The sequence below is a fragment of the Streptomyces sp. NBC_01445 genome, assembly GCF_035918235.1.
Lineage (GTDB): Bacteria > Actinomycetota > Actinomycetes > Streptomycetales > Streptomycetaceae > Streptomyces.
Genome location: NZ_CP109485.1, coordinates 6,735,001 through 6,751,597, shown reverse-complemented (window position 1 = coordinate 6,751,597; position 16,597 = coordinate 6,735,001). Strand labels below are relative to the sequence as shown.

The window sequence follows — 16,597 nt, the reverse complement described above, 5'->3', positions numbered from 1 at the left end:
ACAGCCGCCTTCAAGTTGCTCATCTGAGCGCCACCCCTATCAGGGGTGGCGAGAATCACGCCGTTTCCGGGCCCCGCGATGTCAGCATCCGGACGCAAAGCGGACGTTCACAGGCCGAGCGCCGCGAGCCGTTCCTCCGCCCGGTCCGGCGCGTAAAGGTGCTCCACGACCAGCGCACCCGCCCCCACCAGGGCAGACCGCTCGCCGAGCCGCGCGGTGACCACGTCCAGATGAGCGGTGGAGCGCGGCAGGGCCCGCTGGTAGAGCAGCTCGCGTACGCCCGTGAGGAAGGGGGTTCCGGCCAGATCCCCCGCGATCATCAGGACCCCCGGGTTGAGCAGGGTCACCACCGTCGCCAGGACCTCGCCCACGCTGCGCCCGGCCTCCCGTGCCAGGCGCACCGCTTCGGGGTGCCCCTCGGCGAGCAGCTCACGCACATCCGATCCCGACTCCGCCGGCACCCCGGCCTCGGTGAGCCGCCGCGCAAGGGCGCGCCCGCTCGCCACCGAGGCCAGGCACCCGTACGAGCCGCACCGGCACAGCGTGCCCGCGCCCTCGGGCACCCGGATATGCCCTATGTCGCCCGCTCCCCCGTCGATGCCCCGGTAGATCCGGCCGCCGACGACGACGCCGGCGCCGATGCCGGTGGACACCTTGACGAGGGCGAAGGCCGCGCAGTCCGGGTGTCCGGTGCGCTGCTCGCCGTAGGCCATCAGGTTGGCGTCGTTGTCCACGAGAACGGGGACGCCGCTTGCGCCATCTGCGTCACCCGCGTCACGCACGTCACCCCCGCCGCCCGTCTGCTCGGCGAAGGCGCGGCCCAGGCGGCCCCTGATGTCGTAGCCGTCCCAGCCCGGCATGATCGGCGGCTGTACGACGCGGCCCGTGGCGCTGTCCACGGGACCCGGGACCCCGATGCCGATGCCGCACACCGCGTCCGCGGTCCGCCCCGCCTCCTTCAGCAGCCCGGCGAACCAGCCGCCGAGCGCGCCGAGCACCCGCTCCGGCCCCTCGTCGACGGACAGGGCGCCGGAGCGCTCGGCGAGCAGCTCGCCGGTGAGAGTGAGGACGGCGGCGCGCGCGTGCCGGGTGTCGAGGGAGACGGCGAGCACGACCGCGTGGGCGTCGTCGAACTCCAGGCGCAGGGAGGGCCGCCCGCCCGTCGGCGACCCGGCCGGACCACCCGCGCCCTCACGCAGCCAGCCCGCCCGGAAGAGCCGTTCGAGGCGCTGGCCGACGGTGGCCCTGGAGAGCCCGGTGGCCTCCTGGAGCGCGCCGCGCGTGGTCGCCCGGCCGCTGCGCACGAGGTCCAGCAGATCCCCGGCGCTCGCCTGGCTCCGCGGCCGCTCTCTCGTCCGGTCCCCGGCCATTCGCACCCCTTGCGTTCATCAACTGCGCGTTACATATTGGGTTTTGCTGGTTAAGTAGACGTAACTCTATGCTGGATACGGCTTAACTGACAGACCGTGGGAGTTCGTGTGGACCGCACAACCCGGCGGACCGGTGCGGCTGTGCGCCGCGCCTCCGATGCCGTCGCCGCGCCCTCGCTCGAGCGGGCCGCGCTGCGCGAGCGGGCGGCACGGGTCCTGGAGACGAACTGGACGGGCACGTCCACGGTCCCCTCCCGCACCCTCTATCCGCACCAGTGGTCGTGGGACTCCGCGTTCGTCGCCATCGGGTCACGTCATGTGTCGCCGCTGCGAGCCCAGTTGGAGCTGGAGACGCTGTTCGACGCGCAGTGGGGCGACGGCCGGGTGCCGCACATCGTGTTCAACCCCTCCGTCCCCCTCGACGCCTACTTTCCCAGCCCCGACTTCTGGCGCTCCTCCACTTCGGGCCGGGCGGCCGGAGCGCCGCGCTCCGTGCAGACCTCCGGCATCGTGCAGCCGCCGGTGCACGCGCTGGCGGCCTGGCTCGTGCACCGCGCCGACCCTGGCCTGTCCCGGTCCCGCTCGTTCCTGGCCCGCGTCTATCCGAAGCTCGCGGCCTGGCACCGCTACCTCCTCCACCGCAGGGACCTGGGCGGCGGCGGCCTCGCCAGCGTGATCCATCCCTGGGAGCAGGGCATGGACAACAGCCCGTGCTGGGACGCCCCGCTGAGCCGGATCGCCCCGGCACCCGCGCGCGCGTTCCGCCGCGCCGACCTGGAGCACGGCGCGCCCGACGACCGCCCCACCGACCTCGACTACGGCCGGTACGTGCGCCTGGCGACGGACTACCGGAACGGCCGATACGCCGACGGACAAGGCGAGTTCGCCGTGGAGGACCCCTCCTTCAACGCCCTCCTGATCGCCTCCGAACACGCCCTCGCCCGCATCGCCTGCGAACTCGGCGCCGCGGGCACGGCCCGCCACGCCCGCGCCGAACGCCTCACGGCAGCGCTGGTCGAGCGCCTGTGGGACCCCGCGACGGGCATGTTCTTCTGCCGCGACCTGCGCGGCGCGGCCGACGGCCACCACGCGCCCCGCGCACCGGGACACGACACACCCCGAACCGCCGGCCGGTCCTCACCCCCCGCCCTGATCCCCGAGTACGGCGTCTCGGGCCTGATCCCGCTCATCCTGCCGACGCTCCCTCGGCACGTGACCGCCGGACTGCTGCGCGTCGCCCGCGGCCCCCGCTTCGGCCTCGGCACCACGGTGCGGCTCGTGCCGAGTTACGACCTGACGGGACCGGCCTTCGACCCGCACCGCTACTGGCGCGGACCGGCCTGGTTCAACACGAACTGGCTGATCGAGCGCGGCCTGCGCCTCCACGGCGAGCACGCGGAGGCCGAACGCCTGCGCGCCGCGCTGCTCGGCACGGCGCTCGACACGGCCTTCGCCGAATACGTGGATCCGTACACGGGGCGCGGCTGCGGCGCGCGCGGCTTCGCCTGGAGCGCCGCGCTCGCCCTGGATCTGCTGCAGGAGCCGCGGGAGCGGCACGAGGGAGGGACCTGGGGATGACGGACCGACAGCATCAACTGCTCGTGCGGGGAGCCACGTTCGCGGCGATCGGCCCCGGCGGCGACATCAGCGGCGTACGCGGATCCGGCTCGCCCGACGGCCTGTTCGTGCGCGACGGCCGGCACCTCAGCCGCTGGCAGCTCACGGCGGACGGCGCCGCACCCGAGGTGCTCACGCCCGCCGGACGGCCGGGCGGGGACGCGGGCGGGCGGACCGGCGGGGACGCGGCCGGGCGGACCGGCGCCGGTGAAGGCGTGGCGCGCTGTGTGCTGGTGCCGCGCGGCGGCCGCCTGGAGCCGCCCGCGTACACGCTCTTCCGCGAACAGGCCGTGGCGGACGGCGCGTTCGTCGAGACCCTGCGGGTCGTCTCCAACCGCGCGGTGCCGACGACGGTACAGCTCGCGTTGACCGTGGACGCCGACTTCACCGACCAGTTCGAGCTGCGGGCCGACCACCGCACGTACGCGAAGACCGGCGCGGTCCGCTCCCGGTCGGTCCTGGAGGACGGCGTCCGGTTCGGCTACCGGCGGGGCGAATGGCGCTCGTCGACCACGGTGACCGCAGAGCCCGCGCCCGACGCCGTCGAGGAGACCGGCACCGGCGCCCGCCGCCTCGTCTGGTCCCTCGAACTGGCCGGGCACGGCACGGCCGACCTGAACCTGCGCGTCGCGGCCCGCCCGCACGGCGCCCCCCGCACCCCGGTGCCCGCGTCCCCCGCCGACGCGGCGGCCGAACTCGCCGCGCGCACCGAGGAGTTCACCCGGGACGTCACCCTGCCCGCCGCCTGGCCCGGACTCGCAGCGGCGTGCACGAGGGGCCTGGCCGACCTGGCCGTGCTCCAGGTCCCGGCCACCGGCCCGGACGGCGAGCGGCTGAGCGTGCCGGGCGCGGGCGTCCCCTGGTTCCTCACGCTCCTCGGCCGTGACGCGCTCCTGACCTCCCTGTTCGCCCTCCCCTACCGGCCGGGGCTGGCCGCCGCGACGCTCCCGGTGCTCGCCGCGACGCAGGCCACGGAGTCCACCGAGGGCGCCGTGGCCCAGCCCGGCAAGATCGTCCATGAGGTGCGGCACGGCGAGCTGGCGCACTTCGGCCAGGTCCCCTTCGCCCGCTACTACGGCTCAGTCGACGCGACGCCCCTCTTCCTCGTCCTGCTCGGCGCGTACACGGACCGGACCGGCGACCTGGCCACGGCCCGCCGCCTCGAACCGCACGCGCGGGCCGCCGTCAGCTGGATGCTCGACCACGGCGGCCTCACCTCACGCGGCTATCTCGTCTACCGCGCCGACCGGGGCGGCCTCGCCAACCAGAACTGGAAGGACTCGCCGGGCGCCATCTGCTCGGCCGACGGCAGCCGCCCCACGGGACCCGTGACGGCGGCGGGCGCCCAGGGCTACGCGTACGACGCGCTGCGCCGCACGGCCGCGCTCGCCCGCACGGCCTGGGACGACCCGGTGTACGCGGACCTTCTGGAGCAGGCGGCGACGGATCTGCGGGACCGGTTCCAGCGGGACTTCTGGATGGCGGACCGCGCGTTCCCCGCGCTCGCCCTGGACGGCGAGGGGCGGCACGTCGACGCGCTGGCGTCCGACGCGGGCCATCTCCTGTGGTCGGGCCTGCTCGACAAGGAGTACGGGGAAGTGGTCGGCCGGCGTCTCCTGGAGCCCGACTTCTTCTCCGGCTGGGGGGTGCGCACGCTCGCGGCGGGGCAGGCCGCCTACCACCCGCTCTCCTACCACCGGGGCTCGGTGTGGCCGCACGACAACGCGCTGATCGCGCTCGGGCTCGCCCGCTACGGACTGCACGACGAGGCGCGGACGGTGGCGAACGCGCTGGTGGAGGCCGCAGCGGCCTCCGGCCACCGGCTGCCCGAGGTGCTCGCCGGGTACGCGCGGGAGTCGTACCCGGCGCCCGTCCCCTACCCGCACGCGTGCGAGCGCGAGTCACGGTCGGCGGCGGCGCCGCTCGCGCTGCTCACGGCGGTCTATTAGCAACGGGGGTCTTCGGCCGACCGGGGTCTTCGGGCGACGGGGTCTTGGGGAGGTCTTTCAGCCGGTCGCGGCGTTTGAGCGACCGGGGGTCCGGACGTCCGGGGGCAGAGCCCCCCGGTTCCGGGAAGGGGCGGGGTGGGGGAAACAACTCCCCCGCCACCAGTCACCCCCCGGACGTGTCCAGCTCCGCGTCCTCACTGACGCCGGCGCAGTCCCACGGGTCCTTGAGCCAGCCGTCCGGCAGCACCACCCGGTTGTTGCCGGACGTACGGCCGCGAGGCCCGTCCGCGCCCACGGGCCACGCCTGGTCGAGGTCCAGCTCGTCGAGCCCCGCGCGCAGCTCGGCGAGCGACGACGTGACGGCGAGCCGCTTGCGCATCTCGGAACCGACCGAGAAGCCCTTGAGATACCAGGCCACGTGCTTACGGAAGTCGATGACACCGCGTGCCTCGTCGCCGATCCACTCGCCGAGCAGCCCGGCGTGCCGCACCATCGCGTCGGCGACCTTGCGCAGGTCGGGCGCGGCGGGCGCGCCGGTGCCCTCGAAGGCGGCGACGAGATCACCGAACAGCCACGGCCGCCCCAGGCAGCCGCGCCCCACCACGACACCGTCGCAGCCGGTCTCGCGCATCATCCGCACCGCGTCGTCGGCGCACCAGATGTCGCCGTTGCCGAGGACGGGAATCTCCGGGACGTGCTCCTTCAGGCGGGCGATGGCGTCCCAGTCGGCCGTGCCGCCGTAGTGCTGCGCCGCGGTCCGCCCGTGCAGGGCGATCGCGGTGACGCCCTCCTCGACGGCGATCCGGCCCGCGTCGAGGAAGGTGATGTGGTCGTCGTCGATGCCCTTGCGCATCTTCATCGTGACCGGCAGGTCCCCGGCCCCGCTGACGGCCTCCTTCAGGATGGCCCGCAGCAGATTCCGCTTGTACGGGAGCGCGGAGCCGCCGCCCTTGCGCGTCACCTTGGGGACCGGGCAGCCGAAGTTCAGGTCGATGTGATCGGCGAGATCCTCTTCGGCGATCATGCGGACGGCCTTGCCGACGGTCGCCGGATCGACGCCGTACAGCTGGATCGACCGGGGCTGCTCGCTCGCGTCGAAGCGAATCAGCTGCATGGTCTTCTCGTTGCGCTCGACCAGCGCCCGCGTCGTGATCATCTCGCTCACGAAGAGGCCCTTGCCGCCGGAGTACTCCCGGCACAGGGTGCGGAAGGGCGCGTTCGTGATCCCGGCCATGGGCGCGAGGACCACGGGCGGCTGCACGAGGTGCGGACCGATGGTGAGCTGCTGGGACATCGGGCGGGCTCTCCGAAATCGTGGGGCTGTGGGCAGGGGCAGTTCTCCATTGTCCCCCACCTGGCGGACAGCCCCGCCCAGGGTTGTCCCCGACCTGGCGGGCGCCCCCGCCCACCGTCGGGCTACCGTCGGATACATGCCACCCCCACTGACTCCTCGCCGGCGGATGCTCGTCCTCGCGATCTGCTGCATGAGCCTGCTGATCGTCAGCCTCGACAACACCGTCCTGAACGTCGCACTGCCGAGCATGCAGAAGGAGTTCGGCGCGAGCGTCTCCGGCATGCAGTGGACCATCGACGCGTACACGCTGGTCCTTGCGTCGCTCCTGATGCTGGCGGGCTCGACGGCCGACCGGATCGGGCGCCGCCGGATCTTCAAGGCCGGCCTGGTGATCTTCACCGTGGGCTCGGTGCTGTGCTCGGTGGCGCCGAACCTGGAGTCCCTCATCGTGTTCCGCATGGTCCAGGCGGTCGGCGGCTCGATGCTCAACCCCGTCGCTATGTCGATCATCACCAACACGTTCACCGAGCCCCGCGAACGCGCCCGGGCCATCGGCGTCTGGGGCGGCGTCGTCGGCATCTCCATGGCCGCGGGCCCCATCGTGGGCGGCGTCCTCGTCGACTCGGTCGGCTGGCGCTCCATCTTCTGGATCAACCTGCCGGTGGGCCTCGCCGCCCTCCTGCTGACCATCCGCTACGTCCCCGAGTCCCGCGCCCCCAAGCCGCGCCGCACGGACCCGATCGGGCAGCTCCTCGTCATGGTGCTCCTCGGCTCACTCACGTACGCGATCATCGAGGCCCCCGAAGCGGGGTGGACGTCCCCCACCATCGCGACGTTCGCACTGCTCGCCCTCGTGGCCCTCATCGGACTGGTCGTCTACGAGCCGCGCCGCGCCGAACCCCTCATCGACCTGCGCTTCTTCCGCTCGGCACCCTTCAGCGGCGCCACGGTGATAGCGATCAGCGCGTTCGCCTCGCTCGGCGGCTTCCTGTTCCTGTCGACGCTCTACCTGCAGAACGTACGCGGCCTCAACGCCCTGGACGCAGGCCTGTGGATGCTGCCGATGGCGGCCATGACCCTGGTGTGCGCTCCGGTCTCCGGCCGCATCGTCGGCAGCCGCGGCCCGAGGATCCCGCTGCTCGTCGCGGGCATCGCGATGACGGCGAGCGGCCTCCTGTTCGCCGCGTTCGAGGCGGAGACGTCGAACGTGACCCGCTTCATCGGCTACGTCCTGTTCGGCCTCGGCTTCGGCTTCGTCAACGCCCCCATCACGAACACCGCTGTCTCCGGCATGCCCCGCGCCCAGGCGGGCGTCGCCGCCGCGGTGGCCTCCACCAGCCGGCAGATCGGCCAGACCCTCGGCGTCGCCGTCATCGGCGCGGTCCTCGCGTCGGGCGTCGCGGGGGCCGTCGGCACATCGGCGTACGCGACCACGTTCGTCGACGCGAGCCGCGGCGGCTGGTGGATCATCGTGGGCTGCGGCCTCGCCGTACTCCTGGTCGGCCTCCTCACCAGCGGCCGCTGGGCACGCTCCACAGCACAGCGCACCGCCCGCTGCCTGGAACAGCCGGAAATCCAGGAGGCCACAGCGGGCGCCAGCTCCTGAAGCGACCGCCGCCGGCCACGGCACAGCCGTTCCCCAGGCCGGCCACCAGCCGCCTTGCGCCTTGCCGGAGCAGCCGGAGACTCAGGAGGCCACGGCGAGCGCCAGCTCCTGAAGCCGGTCGAGCCGCTCCCGGGACTCCTCGTCGGCGGGCGTGTACGTCACCAGACGGGCCCCCTGGTCCGGGCCGAGCCACAGATCGGTGTGGACCAGGGACAGCGGCCCGACGTACGCGTTGCGGAAGTACTTCGTCTTGCTGCGCGTGCCCACCACCTCGTGCAGCTGCCACGCCTCACGGAACTCCGGCGACTCGTCCTCGAGCCGCTTGAGCAGCAACTCCCAGGCGGGCTCGCCCAGATGACCGGCCATCGACCCGCGGAACTTGGCCGCCATCAGCCGGATCGTGTCCTCCAGGAACACGAACGACTTCCGCCACTGCTCGTTCGTGCAGATCAGCACCATGCAGTTGCGGTCCTCGGGTGCCACCGTGTCCAGATCACACAGCAGCCGCCCGTACGTACGGTTGTACGCGAGGATGTCGTACCGGCTGTTCTGGATGCAGGCGGGCAGCGGCTCCAGCTTCTCCAGCATCAGACGCAGCGCCGGCGTGACGGTCTGACAGCTCGCCGCGGGCGACGGATCGACGGCCCCGGCGAGCTGGAAGAGATGCGCGCGCTCACTCGCGTCGAGGAGCAGCGCGCGGGCCAGCGCGTCCAGGACCTGAACCGACACCTGGATGTCCCGCGCCTGCTCGAGCCACGTGTACCAGGTGACTCCGACCGCGGACAGCTGCGCGATCTCCTCACGCCGCAGCCCGGGGGTACGCCGGCGCCGGCCGCGCGGCAGCCCGACCTGCTCGGGGGTGATGCGGGCGCGACGGCTGCGCAGAAAGTCGGCGAGCTCATGCCGCCGGATCTCGGACTCGCGCTTGGGCGACTCGAGCGGGGGCGCCACCTGCCCGGGCCGCCCTCCAGCCTTCGCCTGAGCCTCCGCCTGAGCCGGGGCCTCCGCCTCGGCCCGCGCCCGTCCCTCTGCCCCAGTCGTCGTAGTAATCCGCGCCATCGTGGTCATGCCTCCAGCCTGCCGCGCCACGGAGCCTGTTGCCAGGTAGTCCTTCTACCAGGATAAGGACACTCTGGTACCAGTCTGAGCGCCCGACGACGCTGGTACCCATGACCGGAACCGGGACCCGTTCCCTCTCTGTCGCCACCACTGCCCGCGCCGCCACGGCCCCACCGGCACTCGGCGGACTCGGGCTCTTCACCGTGCTCGTAGGTGCCGCCCTCCCTCTCATCGACTTCTTCATCGTGAACGTCGCCCTGCCCACCATCGGCCACGACCTGGCCGCGGGCGAGGCGCTCCTCGAACTCGTCGTCGCCGGATACGGACTCGCGTACGCCGTCCTGCTCGTCCTCGGCGGACGGCTCGGCGACCTCTTCGGCCGGCGCAGGCTGTTCCTCGGCGGCATGATCGCCTTCGGCCTGACCTCGCTGGCCTGCGGCCTCGCCCCCGACGCCTGGACCCTTGTGGCCGCGCGCGTCGCGCAGGGCGCCGCGTCGGCCGCGATGCTCCCGCAGGTCCTCGCCACCATCCAGTCGACGACGACGGGCCGGCGCCGGGCGAAGGCCATGGGCCTGTACGGGGCGACGGCGGGCCTGTCCATGGTCGCCGGCCAGATCCTCGGCGGCGTCCTCATCGCAGCAGACGTGTTCGGGACCGGCTGGCGGTCGGTGTTCCTGGTGAACGTGCCCGTAGTCCTCGTCGGCCTCTTCCTGACCGCCCGCGCCGTCCCCGAGACGCGCTCCGAGCACCCCGAGCCGGTCGACGGTCCCGGCACGGTACTCCTCGCCGCGTCCCTGCTCACGCTCCTCGCACCCCTGACCGAGGGCAGGGCGGCGGGCTGGCCCCTGTGGACGTGGCTCTCGCTCGCGGTCTTCCCCTTCATCGCGTACGCCTTCTACCAGGTGGAACGCCGTGCGGACCGCCATGGCCGCACCCCCCTGGTCCCACCCAGCCTCTTCGCGCTGGTCTCACTGCGCCGCGGCCTGATCATGGTCGTGCCGTTCTCCATCGGGTTCAGCGGCTTCATGTTCGTGATCGCAGTGGCGCTCCAGCAGGGCGAACACCTCGGCCCCGTACCGGCGGGCCTGGCCCTCGCGCCCATGGCCGTCGCCTTCTTCGCGGTGTCCCTCGCGGGCCCGCGCCTCATCGCCCGTTACGGCACCCGGATCGTCACCGCGGGCGGCATCATCCAGGGGGCCGGCGTCGCCCTGATCGCCCTCGCGGCCTGGCGAACCTGGCCCGACCTGGGCGTCCTGGAACTGATGCCGGGCGCCGCACTCGCGGGCGCGGGCCAGGCACTCCAACTCCCCATACTCTTCCGGCTCATCCTGTCCGAGGTACCGGCGTCGCGGGCGGGAGTAGGCAGCGGCGTCATGATCACCACCCAGCAGTCGGCCCTGGCCCTCGGCGTAGCCACACTCGGCTCCCTGTTCCTCACCCTGATCCCAAGCCTGGGCACACGAGACGCACTGGTGACGACCCTGCTGGTGCAACTGGCGGGCATCGCCCTGACGACAGCACTGAGCGTGCGACTGCCGCGGGTGGTGGGGTGATGCCCGCCCCACCACCAGCTAGGGGCGAACGTAGGGGCGAGTCATGATCTCCATGTTGTGCCCGTCGGGATCGCTGAAGTACGCGCCTCGGCCGCCGAAGAGCCGGTTGATCCGGCCGGGTTCCGTGTGGCTGGGGTCGGCGAAGTAGATGACTCCGACGGCGTCGAGGCGGCCGATCATCCCGTCGAACTCCTCGTCGGGCACGAGGAAGGCGTAGTGCTGCGACTGAATGGGCTCGTCGCGCTTCTCGTAGAAGTCGAGGGTCACGCCGTTACCGAGATCGACCGGCAGGAACGGCCCGAACGGAGCGCCGACCTTCAACCCCAACACGGCGGCGAGGAACTCGGCCGACAGATGACGGTCGTGGGCATAGACGGCGGTGTGATTCAACTGAGCAGACATGGGTGACAGTTCTCCGGTTCATACGCTTCTTCGGCTGCTGAAGGAACGCGGCACCCCGCACACGGGCGCCGGGAAGGAACACGGAGACTCGCGGCGGCCCTCGGCCCCGCGCCACCCTCACCCGAAGGCCGGGCGCCTCACTCGTACGCGGCCCAAGGCCGACCCGGCAGTCATGCAAAGAACGCTAACGCCCAGCCGGGACAGGCTCAACAGCGAAACCCGGCCACCGGGCCACCGGGCCACCGGGCCACCGGGCAGAGGGTCCGACAACGATTGCGCCCGGCATCGCACGACAGATAACAGCTGACAGATGACAGATATTGAAATCTGTTATCTGTCATGCCATCGTGGATAGGGAGACACCGAACTCTCGAACTGACGGCACCGACCCAAGGAACGCTCTATGTCCCCCACCACTCCCACCTCCCCCACCCTCCACCCCCGCTCCCTAGGCTCCACCGGTCCGCAGGTGTCCGCCATCGGGCTCGGCTGCATGGGAATGTCCGCGCTCTACGGCGAGGCCGACCGGGGCGAGTCCATCGCCACCATCCACGCGGCCCTCGACGCCGGCATCACCCTGCTCGACACCGGGGACTTCTACGCGATGGGGCACAACGAGATGCTGATCGGGGAGGCCCTGCGGACCGCCCCCGCCGCACACCGCGAGAAGGCGCTGACCAGCGTGAAGTTCGGCGCTCTCCGGGACCCGGACGGCGGCTGGTCCAGCTACGACGGCCGGCCGGCCGCCGTGAAGAACTTCGCGGCGTACTCGCTCCAGCGCCTCGGCGTCGACCACATAGACGTCTACCGGATCGCCCGTGTCGACCCCGACGTACCGATCGAGGAGACCATCGGCGCCATCGCCGAGCTCGTCGAGAAGGGACACGTCAGGCACATCGGCCTGAGCGAGGTCGGCGCCGACACGATCCGGCGGGCCGCGGCCACCGCCCCCATCTCTGATCTGCAGATCGAGTACTCGCTGATCTCCCGCGGCATCGAGGACGCGATCCTGCCGGTCGCCCGCGAGCTCGGCATCGGCATCACGGCGTACGGGGTCCTGTCGCGCGGTCTGATCTCCGGTCACTTCGGCCGGGACCGCAAGCTCGCCGCGAACGATTTCCGCGGAATGAGCCCGCGCTTCCAGGGCGAGAACCTCCAGCACAATCTCGACCTCGTCGAGTCGCTGCGCAAGATCGCCGAGCAGAAGGGCGCCAGTGTCGCGCAGGTCGCCATCGCCTGGGTCCTCGGCCGCGGCGACGACATCGTGCCCCTTGTCGGCGCACGTCGCAGGGACCGGCTGACGGAGGCGCTCGGCGCTCTCGACGTCACCCTGGACTCGGCGGACCTCGCCGCTATCGAGAAGGCCGTCCCGGCCGGTGCCGCCGCCGGTGACCGCTATCCCGAGGCGCAGATGGCACACCTCGACAGCGAGCGCTGATCTCCGCCGGGTACGGTCGGCATCATGGCAACCGAGACCCTGACCACCGAGCGCATCCTCGAGGCGACCGAGGAGGTGCTGCGTCGCCACGGTCCCGCGAAGGCGACCGTCGTCGACGTGGCCCGCGCGCTGGGCGTCAGCCACGGCAGTGTCTACCGGCATTTCGGCACAAAGGCACAGTTGCGCGAGGCGGTCACGAAGCGCTGGCTCGACCGCACCACGAATGAACTGCAACTCCTGATGACAGATGGCTCGCTGACGTCGCCCGCCCTGTTGCGCCAATGGTTCTCGACACTGTTCGCGGCCAAACGCCGCAAGGCAGGCGACGATCCGCAGCTCTTCGCCACCTACCAAGTTCTGATCAGCGAGAACAGCCGCGTGGTCGAACTGCACGTCGGTGAGCTGATCATGCAGCTCGGCCACATCATTCAAGACGGCGTCGCCAGGGGAGAGTTCAGCCTCCCTCACCCCGACCCGGCTCTGACCGCCCGCGCGGTATTCGACGCGACGAATCGCTTCCACGATCCGGCGTACGCGGGTGAGTGGCAGAAGGCCGGCATCGACGAGGAGTTCAGGGCCCTCACGGATCTCGTCCTCCGCGGCCTGAATTCCTGACTGTATCCCCGCACAGCATTCGGCCGGGCCCTGAAAAGGGGTCCGGTCGGAAAAGGGGACCAATCCCTTAAACGCAGAAAACCCCCGTAACAGGATTCTCATCCGTTACGGGGGTTTTCTTCAAAAATAGTTCGGCGGCGTCCTACTCTCCCACAGGGTCCCCCCTGCAGTACCATCGGCGCTGTGAGGCTTAGCTTCCGGGTTCGGAATGTAACCGGGCGTTTCCCTCACGCTATGACCACCGAAACACTATGAAACTGTCAACCGCACCACGCTCTGTGACAAACGTGGGGTTGTTCGTGGTTTCAGAACCAACACAGTGGACGCGAGCAACTGAGGACAAGCCCTCGGCCTATTAGTACCAGTCACCTCCACCCGTTACCGGGCTTCCAGATCTGGCCTATCAACCCAGTCGTCTACTGGGAGCCTTAACCCCTCAAGGGGGTGGGAATACTCATCTCGAAGCAGGCTTCCCGCTTAGATGCTTTCAGCGGTTATCCTTTCCGAACGTAGCCAACCAGCCATGCCCTTGGCAGGACAACTGGCACACCAGAGGTTCGTCCGTCCCGGTCCTCTCGTACTAGGGACAGCCCTTCTCAATATTCCTACGCGCACAGCGGATAGGGACCGAACTGTCTCACGACGTTCTAAACCCAGCTCGCGTACCGCTTTAATGGGCGAACAGCCCAACCCTTGGGACCGACTCCAGCCCCAGGATGCGACGAGCCGACATCGAGGTGCCAAACCATCCCGTCGATATGGACTCTTGGGGAAGATCAGCCTGTTATCCCCGGGGTACCTTTTATCCGTTGAGCGACGGCGCTTCCACAAGCCACCGCCGGATCACTAGTCCCGACTTTCGTCCCTGCTCGACCCGTCGGTCTCACAGTCAAGCTCCCTTGTGCACTTACACTCAACACCTGATTACCAACCAGGCTGAGGGAACCTTTGGGCGCCTCCGTTACTCTTTAGGAGGCAACCGCCCCAGTTAAACTACCCATCAGACACTGTCCCTGATCCGGATCACGGACCCAGGTTAGACATCCAGCACGACCAGAGTGGTATTTCAACGACGACTCCACAACCACTGGCGTGGCCGCTTCAAAGTCTCCCACCTATCCTACACAAGCCGAACCGAACACCAATATCAAACTGTAGTAAAGGTCCCGGGGTCTTTCCGTCCTGCTGCGCGAAACGAGCATCTTTACTCGTAGTGCAATTTCACCGGGCCTATGGTTGAGACAGTCGAGAAGTCGTTACGCCATTCGTGCAGGTCGGAACTTACCCGACAAGGAATTTCGCTACCTTAGGATGGTTATAGTTACCACCGCCGTTTACTGGCGCTTAAGTTCTCAGCTTCGCACACCCGAAAGTGCACTAACCGGTCCCCTTAACGTTCCAGCACCGGGCAGGCGTCAGTCCGTATACATCGCCTTACGGCTTCGCACGGACCTGTGTTTTTAGTAAACAGTCGCTTCTCGCTGGTCTCTGCGGCCACCCCCAGCTCGGAGAGCAAGTCTCCTCACCAGTGATGGCCCCCCTTCTCCCGAAGTTACGGGGGCATTTTGCCGAGTTCCTTAACCATAGTTCACCCGAACGCCTCGGTATTCTCTACCTGACCACCTGAGTCGGTTTAGGGTACGGGCCGCCATGAAACTCGCTAGAGGCTTTTCTCGACAGCATAGGATCATCCACTTCACCACAATCGGCTCGGCATCAGGTCTCAGCCTTAATGTGTGACGGATTTACCTATCACACGGCCTACACCCTTACCCCGGGACAACCACCGCCCGGGCTGGACTACCTTCCTGCGTCACCCCATCACTCACCTACTACAAGTCTGGTCCGTCGGCTCCACCACTTTCCTTTCCCCGAAGGGTCCGGAACGGCTTCACGGACTTAGCATCGCCTGATTCAATGTTTGACGCTTCACAGCGGGTACCGGAATATCAACCGGTTATCCATCGACTACGCCTGTCGGCCTCGCCTTAGGTCCCGACTTACCCTGGGCAGATCAGCTTGACCCAGGAACCCTTAGTCAATCGGCGCACACGTTTCTCACGTGTGTATCGCTACTCATGCCTGCATTCTCACTCGTGAACCGTCCACAACTCGCTTCCGCGGCTGCTTCACCCGGCACACGACGCTCCCCTACCCATCACGATCCCCGTTGGGGGTATATATCGCAATGACACGACTTCGGCGGTACGCTTGAGCCCCGCTACATTGTCGGCGCGGAATCACTAGACCAGTGAGCTATTACGCACTCTTTCAAGGGTGGCTGCTTCTAAGCCAACCTCCTGGTTGTCTGTGCGACTCCACATCCTTTCCCACTTAGCGTACGCTTAGGGGCCTTAGTCGATGCTCTGGGCTGTTTCCCTCTCGACCATGGAGCTTATCCCCCACAGTCTCACTGCCGTGCTCTCACTTACCGGCATTCGGAGTTTGGCTAAGGTCAGTAACCCGGTAGGGCCCATCGCCTATCCAGTGCTCTACCTCCGGCAAGAAACACACGACGCTGCACCTAAATGCATTTCGGGGAGAACCAGCTATCACGGAGTTTGATTGGCCTTTCACCCCTAACCACAGGTCATCCCCCAGGTTTTCAACCCTGGTGGGTTCGGTCCTCCACGAAGTCTTACCTCCGCTTCAACCTGCCCATGGCTAGATCACTCCGCTTCGGGTCTTGAGCGCGCTACTGAATCGCCCTATTCGGACTCGCTTTCGCTACGGCTTCCCCACACGGGTTAACCTCGCAACGCACCGCAAACTCGCAGGCTCATTCTTCAAAAGGCACGCAGTCACGACTGCATGTGCAAGCACATACAGCGACGCTCCCACGGCTTGTAGGCACACGGTTTCAGGTACTATTTCACTCCGCTCCCGCGGTACTTTTCACCATTCCCTCACGGTACTATCCGCTATCGGTCACCAGGGAATATTTAGGCTTAGCGGGTGGTCCCGCCAGATTCACACGGGATTTCTCGGGCCCCGTGCTACTTGGGTGTCTCTCAAACGAGCCGCTGATGTTTCGACTACGGGGGTCTTACCCTCTACGCCGGACCTTTCGCATGTCCTTCGCCTACATCAACGGTTTCTGACTCGTCCTGTCGCCGGCAGACGACAGAAGAGAGATCCCACAACCCCACATGCGCAACCCCTGCCGGGTATCACACGCATATGGTTTGGCCTCATCCAGTTTCGCTCGCCACTACTCCCGGAATCACGGTTGTTTTCTCTTCCTGCGGGTACTGAGATGTTTCACTTCCCCGCGTTCCCTCCACACTGCCTATGTGTTCAGCAGCGGGTGACAGCCCATGACGACTGCCGGGTTTCCCCATTCGGAAACCCCCGGATCAAAGCCTGGTTGACGGCTCCCCGGGGACTATCGTGGCCTCCCACGTCCTTCATCGGTTCCTGGTGCCAAGGCATCCACCGTGCGCCCTTAAAAACTTGGCCACAGATGCTCGCGTCCACTGTGCAGTTCTCAAACAACGACCAACCACCCATCACCCCGAACCAGAGATTCGAGTGCACTGGGGCCGGCACTGAAGGCGACCGTCTCGGCCGTACCTTCAGACACCCAACAGCGTGCCCGACCCGGTCCCGCCCGGAGATCATGCTTTCCACGCTCCGAAGAGCAGTACTCACAGCCTCCGACCCGTGAACCCGGTCGAATAGTCAACGTTCCACC

At 68.6% G+C, this 16,597-nt stretch carries 10 protein-coding genes and 2 rRNA genes; 6 read left to right on the top strand and 6 right to left on the bottom strand.

Annotated features, from left to right (window positions below; translation table 11 throughout):
• Positions 1–107 precede the first annotated feature (107 nt).
• Positions 108–1,370 carry an ROK family protein gene (locus OG574_RS30670; protein ID WP_326775836.1) on the bottom strand — a complete coding sequence of 421 codons (1,263 nt, stop codon included), beginning with the start codon at positions 1,368–1,370 and terminating at the stop codon, positions 108–110.
• 108 nt (positions 1,371–1,478) lie between these two features.
• Here OG574_RS30670 and OG574_RS30665 point away from each other — a divergent pair, with 108 nt between their 5' ends.
• Together OG574_RS30665 and OG574_RS30660 are read left to right on the top strand one after the other, a co-directional pair.
• Positions 1,479–2,948: an MGH1-like glycoside hydrolase domain-containing protein gene (locus OG574_RS30665; RefSeq protein WP_442816857.1), complete on the top strand. Its 1,470-nt coding sequence runs from the start codon at positions 1,479–1,481 to the stop codon at positions 2,946–2,948.
• Positions 2,945–4,936 carry an amylo-alpha-1,6-glucosidase gene (locus tag OG574_RS30660; RefSeq protein WP_326775835.1) on the top strand — a complete coding sequence of 664 codons (1,992 nt, stop codon included), beginning with the start codon at positions 2,945–2,947 and terminating at the stop codon, positions 4,934–4,936. Before OG574_RS30665 ends, OG574_RS30660 begins: the two co-directional genes overlap by 4 nt.
• A gap of 163 nt (positions 4,937–5,099) precedes the next feature.
• On the opposite strand, the gene dusB is transcribed toward OG574_RS30660, so the two are convergent.
• Positions 5,100–6,230: a tRNA dihydrouridine synthase DusB gene (gene dusB, locus OG574_RS30655; protein WP_100591847.1), complete on the bottom strand. Its 1,131-nt coding sequence runs from the start codon at positions 6,228–6,230 to the stop codon at positions 5,100–5,102.
• 136 nt (positions 6,231–6,366) lie between these two features.
• Between dusB and OG574_RS30650 the strand changes: the two genes are divergently transcribed.
• Positions 6,367–7,836, top strand: coding sequence for an MFS transporter (locus OG574_RS30650; protein ID WP_326775834.1), 1,470 nt, complete (start codon positions 6,367–6,369; stop codon positions 7,834–7,836).
• Between the two features lie 81 nt (positions 7,837–7,917).
• Here OG574_RS30650 and OG574_RS30645 read toward each other — a convergent pair whose 3' ends face one another.
• A complete protein-coding gene (locus OG574_RS30645) occupies positions 7,918–8,904 on the bottom strand; it encodes an MmyB family transcriptional regulator (RefSeq protein ID WP_326775833.1) in 987 nt (328 codons plus the stop codon).
• 101 nt (positions 8,905–9,005) lie between these two features.
• On the opposite strand from OG574_RS30645, the gene OG574_RS30640 reads away from it, so the two are divergent.
• Positions 9,006–10,448: an MFS transporter gene (locus OG574_RS30640; protein ID WP_326775832.1), complete on the top strand. Its 1,443-nt coding sequence runs from the start codon at positions 9,006–9,008 to the stop codon at positions 10,446–10,448.
• An 18-nt stretch (positions 10,449–10,466) separates the two neighbouring features.
• On the opposite strand, the gene OG574_RS30635 is transcribed toward OG574_RS30640, so the two are convergent.
• Complete coding sequence (locus OG574_RS30635) at positions 10,467–10,850, bottom strand: VOC family protein (protein ID WP_326775831.1); 384 nt, start codon at positions 10,848–10,850, stop codon at positions 10,467–10,469.
• A 403-nt stretch (positions 10,851–11,253) separates the two neighbouring features.
• Between OG574_RS30635 and OG574_RS30630 the strand changes: the two genes are divergently transcribed.
• The gene (locus tag OG574_RS30630) at positions 11,254–12,288 is read left to right on the top strand and encodes an aldo/keto reductase (RefSeq protein ID WP_326775830.1); all 1,035 of its coding nucleotides are present in this window, start codon (positions 11,254–11,256) and stop codon (positions 12,286–12,288) included.
• Between the two features lie 24 nt (positions 12,289–12,312).
• Positions 12,313–12,903 carry a TetR family transcriptional regulator gene (locus OG574_RS30625; RefSeq protein ID WP_326775829.1) on the top strand — a complete coding sequence of 197 codons (591 nt, stop codon included), beginning with the start codon at positions 12,313–12,315 and terminating at the stop codon, positions 12,901–12,903.
• Between the two features lie 129 nt (positions 12,904–13,032).
• On the opposite strand, the gene rrf is transcribed toward OG574_RS30625, so the two are convergent.
• Both rrf and OG574_RS30615 read right to left on the bottom strand, forming a co-directional pair.
• Positions 13,033–13,149, bottom strand: a 5S ribosomal RNA gene (gene rrf / locus OG574_RS30620).
• An 89-nt stretch (positions 13,150–13,238) separates the two neighbouring features.
• Positions 13,239–16,362 (bottom strand): 23S ribosomal RNA (locus OG574_RS30615).
• Positions 16,363–16,597: the final 235 nt, after the last annotated feature.